At 64.7% G+C, this 255-nt stretch carries 1 protein-coding gene; it reads right to left on the bottom strand.

Annotation, left to right across the window (positions count from 1 at the left end; genetic code table 11):
• A partial coding sequence (locus tag IB249_RS29680; RefSeq protein WP_192309946.1) for a hypothetical protein occupies positions 1 to 255 on the bottom strand: 255 nt, incomplete at both ends.

Here is a 255-nt window from a genome sequence, read left to right as displayed (position 1 = left end):
TAGCGGTAGGTCTGGCGATAGTTGCCGGGCATGGCGGGGTCAGCGCCGACCCTGGACGCCGGCCCATGATCGACGCCTCCGGCCTCCCACCCTGTGGCGTCGATCAAGCGGTAAAGGCTGTCGTAACCATAGCGGTTGAGCGGCTCGATCCGCTGATTGGCGAAGTGGCGAACCGGCAGTGCGGCGTCTTCGATGCTCAGCACATTGCCCACCGGGTCGTAGGCGTATTGCAGGTCCTGCAAGGGAGCGTGCTGT

This window comes from Pseudomonas sp. PDM04 (genome assembly GCF_014851765.1).
Taxonomy (GTDB): Bacteria; Pseudomonadota; Gammaproteobacteria; order Pseudomonadales; family Pseudomonadaceae; genus Aquipseudomonas.
The sequence above is the reverse complement of the archived record's forward strand: the minus strand, read 5'-3'. Positions and strand labels throughout refer to the sequence as shown.